The organism is Thomasclavelia sp. (assembly GCF_017889095.1).
GTDB lineage: Bacteria > Bacillota_I > Bacilli_A > Erysipelotrichales > Coprobacillaceae > Thomasclavelia.
The window spans coordinates 1-4,583 of sequence record NZ_JAGHEW010000371.1 but is presented as its reverse complement, the minus strand read 5'-3'; the positions used below and the strand labels follow the sequence as shown (position 1 = coordinate 4,583).

Genomic DNA, 4,583 nt, shown 5'->3' with positions numbered 1-4,583 from the left:
GTAACTGAAAGGAGAAGATAAAAATGAAAGTTATTGTTATTGGAGCAAGTGGACATATTGGTACTTATTTAGTACCCCAGTTAGTTAAAGGAGGATTTGATGTAGTTGCGATTACTCGTGGTAAAAGTAAGACTTATGTTAGTGATTCAGCTTGGAATTATGTTGAAAATGTTTATTTAGATCGAAATAATGATGAAGATTTTGCGGAAAAAATCGCTAAATTAAATGGTGATGTAGTCGTTGATTTAATTAATTTTGATATTGAAGATACTAAAAAAATGGTGGCAGCATTAAAAGATACTAATTTATCACATTATTTATTTTGTTCATCAGTATGGGCTCATGGTAGAGCTGAATTTATTCCAGAAGATCCTAATAGTTTAAAAGAACCATTGGATCATTATGGTAAAGACAAATATGCAAGTGAATTATATTTGAAAAAAGAATATCGGGAAAATGGTTTTCCGGCTACAATTATTATGCCCGGACAAATATCAGGACCAGGCTGGACGATCATGAATCCGCAAGCAACAAAAGATAATAGTGTTTTTCAAAAAATTGCTGATGGTAAAGAAATATATTTACCAAATTTTGGAATGGAAACATTGCATCATGTCCATGCATACGATGTGGCTAAAATGTTTTATCAGGCTATTACACATAGAAATAATGCTTTAGGCGAAAGTTTCCATGCAGTAGCTAAAGAATCAATGACTTTATATGGTTATGCTAAAGCGTTATACAAATATTTTAATCAAGAACCAAAAATTAAATTTTTATCTTGGGAAAAGTTTTGTGAATATTTAAATAATGATGAATATATCGATGATTGTTATCATCATATTGCTAGAAGTGGACATTACAGTATCGAAAAAGCGCAACGTTTATTAGAATATTCACCTAAATATACAACCTTAGAAACAGTTGAAGAAGCAATGAAAAGCTATCTTGATCGTGGAGTAATCAAACTTAATCAATAATTATGCCATAGGTAATTTACCTATGGTTTTTTTGACTGTTTTGGACTAAAAAATGTAAGAGATTGAGTGATAGTGTTAAAATAAAATTAAATATTTGTTGTAAAATAAGTAAATGTTATCAGGGAGAACGAGATGTATACTATAGAGAGATTACAAAATTTAGTAGAATACGTGGATGTTGATAGTGTTGAAAGAATTTTGGCTGAGTATTTTTTGGCGAATTTAAATAATTTATCAAGTTTAACATTAAAACAATGTGCTAAAATGACTGGTGTTTCTAAAGCATCAATTAATCGTTTTTATATTCACGGCGGTTTTAGTAATTTTAAAGAACTTGTTACGGCATTGAAAAGGGAATTGATGGTAGAACAAGTTTTTTTAACTGGCTATAAATTAGAAAATGATAATTTGGATATTTCAAATAAGGATTTAGAAAATTTATGTAATTGTTTAATAAAGGCTAAATATGTAATGTTTTATGGTGATCAAGTGGAAATTAACTGTTTGGATAATTTGAAATATCTTTTAATTAAAGCCGGAATTAAAGTTTTATCATTGAATTTGTGGAATATGGATATGGTAAATTACCGTATTGAACGTTTAAGTAAAGATGATGTTTTGATTGTTGTTGATAGTTCGTTAAGAATCCAAAATATGTTTGAGATGTCGATGAATCGGAGTAATTTATTAAATTTTGAAAAATTAAAGGATCCAAAGTTTCATTGTTTTTATATTGGTAATAGTAATTGTGATAGTTATTTTGGATTTAAGAATCTTAAAATAAAAAATAATTTATATCAGCTTAATTTACTATCTTATGAGTTAATAAATATTTTGAAAAAGAAGGGATATTGATGAATACAGTTTTAGGTTTGATTATTTTGATAGCTCAAAATAATTTGGAAAAAGGCATCAGTTATAATCTCGCCAATTATATTATTGATCATTTAGATGCAATCAACGAAATGAGTATGCAAGAATTGTCTAAAAATTGTTATATTTCAACATCATCAATTATTAAATTTTGTCGTATGTTAGGGTTTAGCAGTTATAATGATTTAAAAAAACAATTACAATCTACGATCCAAACTAGAAAATTACAATTAGATGAAAAGCAGGCAATGTTAACAGTTGATGATTTAATAGAACACATGCAACATTTATCACCTGATAAAATATTAATTAAAGATAAAATTGATCAAATTGTTGAAATAATTCATGAAACTAAAAAAATATATATTTATGGCGCAGTATTTCCAGTAATGCTAACTCAGCCTTTTTGTGAAGATATGACGATAATGAATGTACCTGTCCATCTTGAACATATTTCATATAATCCATTAGAAATTGAACAAAAAGATGGCATGGTTTTAATCATTTCGATTTCGGGTCGTTTTGTAGAAACACATCAAAATGAATATCATCGCATCTGTAAACTTAATTCTAATACAGTTTTAATTTCTCAAGATATCAATCATCTAGATGATCTCAAGCTTAATATTGAAGTACCTAAAACAATAAGCTGTGAATATGATGATTTACTAGTATTATTAATTTTAGATCTGATTAAACATTGTTATTATAAAAAATATTATCAACTCTAGTCTCAAATCATGAGACTTTTTTTGAATTAAATAATTATGCTCAATAATTGAAAACAATCATTTTTTTAAAAATATGAAAGCGAATACATTGATGTTAAGATAAATGCAGGAGGACAAGGATAATGAATAAAAAGAATTTATTTTTAAGTGCATTTTTAACAATATCAATGATTGGTTCATCAACTATAACAACAATCTTTGCCAATGAGGACGAAAAAACTCCAGAAGCAAATATTATTGAAAATACTGATGTAGAAAATTTTGCTGAAGATGATGCTTTAGTAGATGAAAAAGAACCAAGCTTAACTAATGATATTTCATTGGAAACAATTGAAATTGAAGGTAACTATCAACAGGCAATTAGTGAAGTTACTTTCCCTAAATATGAACAAGATGGAAGTAAAACAGATGTACATATTTCTGATTTATTAAAAGAACATTTAGATACAACTGATTTAAAAGGGGTTATTGATAAGACAAAACAGACAATTACTGTAAATGAAGTACAATTAAAAGATGTCTATTTAAGTTCAAATTATATAAATGGTGCTAGTGAACCAGGAATTAGTTTTTACAACATGGTTAATTATTTTACTGATGTTAAACAAATTAAACAGATGTTAGAAGCAAATCCTGGTTATGAAGTAATTGATAGTCAAGGTAATCAAGTAAATAGTGCTTATATTGATGAGTTACTAGGATTAATTGAACAAATCATTACTTTTGATACATCAACTAACTTAGTTTATGACTATGATTCAGTATATGATTCTAAAGTATTTAGTGAAAATAGTTTAGTTGGTGGAACTGATGTGATTGCAACTAGTAAAGAAGGAAATGTCACATTTAAATTCCACATTGATTCTCATGGTTGGTGGGGATATGATTTAGGTGCTAATGATTCAATTACAGGACTAGTAATGGGATATGATCAAGCAGCAATCGATGAAGATCATGATGCTCATGAAGGACCACTTACTATTGCTTATGCTAATTTCTTTGTTATTGACATGCAAACTAAAGGATCAGGTAAGTGGTATATGTTAAATAATACTGACTTAGAAAATCCAATTATTTATGTAAGTGAAGATGGTAAAGAAGCATTTATGATTGATGTTGATTTCTATGGTGAAAATGTTATTAATCAAGTAATCAAAGATGTTATTGGTGATGAATGTGAATCACTAAAGATTTTCTTAACACATAATCATGGTGATCATTGCAATAACTTATCAGTTATCGCTAAAGATGAACGTTTAAAAGAAATCACTTCAATTGTTTGGCCAGAAAATGAACCACATCCAACTAAAAATGATCAAGATTTGGTAACTTTATTTGGCGAAGATAAAGTTACGACAGTAGCTGATGGTGAAAAATTCAGTGTTGCTGGTCATGATTTCCAATTTATTGAAATTCCTAACGAACATACACCAGGTGGTGGGCAATTAGCGGATTTAACTAATAATGTTTTATATAGCGGTGATACTTTAGGAGCTCAAGTTCACTTAGGTGGTTCTACTGTAACCTTATCATCGTTAGAAGGATGGCTAAATGGGGCATTAAAAGCAGCAGATTATATTGAAAAAAATGGTATTAATTATATTATCGGTGGACATACTCCATATTTAAATAATCCAGATTATGCAAGCTGGGTAGCTACTGCTTGTCAATATGCTAAAGATCAATTAGCAACTGATCCTAACTGGAAAGGCGGTTTAGTGATTATTGAAAATGGTCAAGTTATTGATGAAGCAAGATTTGGTGAAATAATGAAAAATGGTTTATCAGATCGTGAAGAATTAAATATTGCTTCGGTAAATTTCATTAATAATTTAACTAGTGATCCAGATGACAATCCTGATGAACAAAATCCTATTGATGATAATCAAACAACTAATCCACCTACTGATGATAGTCAAAAACCTAATGTAAGCGAAACGACAAAACCATCAAAAGCTAATGCTGTAAAAACCGGAGATGATGTTAATTTAGAATTAGC

General features: G+C 28.7%; 4 protein-coding genes. All 4 read left to right on the top strand.

All coding sequences use genetic code 11. The annotated features are described in order from the left end of the window. Positions 1–23 precede the first annotated feature (23 nt). Positions 24–980, top strand: a complete 957-nt coding sequence (locus J7M77_RS15650) for an NAD(P)-dependent oxidoreductase (RefSeq protein ID WP_296880261.1) — start codon at positions 24–26, stop codon at positions 978–980. Between the two features lie 132 nt (positions 981–1,112). Then, on the top strand, positions 1,113–1,835 hold the full coding sequence (locus J7M77_RS15645; protein ID WP_296880259.1) for a hypothetical protein: 723 nt from the start codon (positions 1,113–1,115) through the stop codon (positions 1,833–1,835). Further along, entirely contained in the window at positions 1,835–2,584 is a 750-nt protein-coding gene (locus J7M77_RS15640) for a hypothetical protein (RefSeq protein WP_296880257.1), read from the top strand. The genes J7M77_RS15645 and J7M77_RS15640 overlap by 1 nt, the downstream gene beginning before the upstream one ends. Positions 2,585–2,706: 122 nt before the next feature. Beyond that, on the top strand, positions 2,707–4,583 hold a 1,877-nt coding region (locus J7M77_RS15635; RefSeq protein ID WP_296880255.1), incomplete at its 3' end, for an MBL fold metallo-hydrolase.

Bases quoted from the DNA above. Each gene is read 5' to 3' on its own strand.
- J7M77_RS15640 (WP_296880257.1), top strand. From the start codon at position 1,835: ATGAATACAGTTTTAGGTTTGATTATTTTGATAGCTCAAAATAATTTG.
- J7M77_RS15645 (WP_296880259.1), top strand. From the start codon at position 1,113: ATGTATACTATAGAGAGATTACAAAATTTAGTAGAATACGTGGATGTT.
- J7M77_RS15650 (WP_296880261.1), top strand. From the start codon at position 24: ATGAAAGTTATTGTTATTGGAGCAAGTGGACATATTGGTACTTATTTA.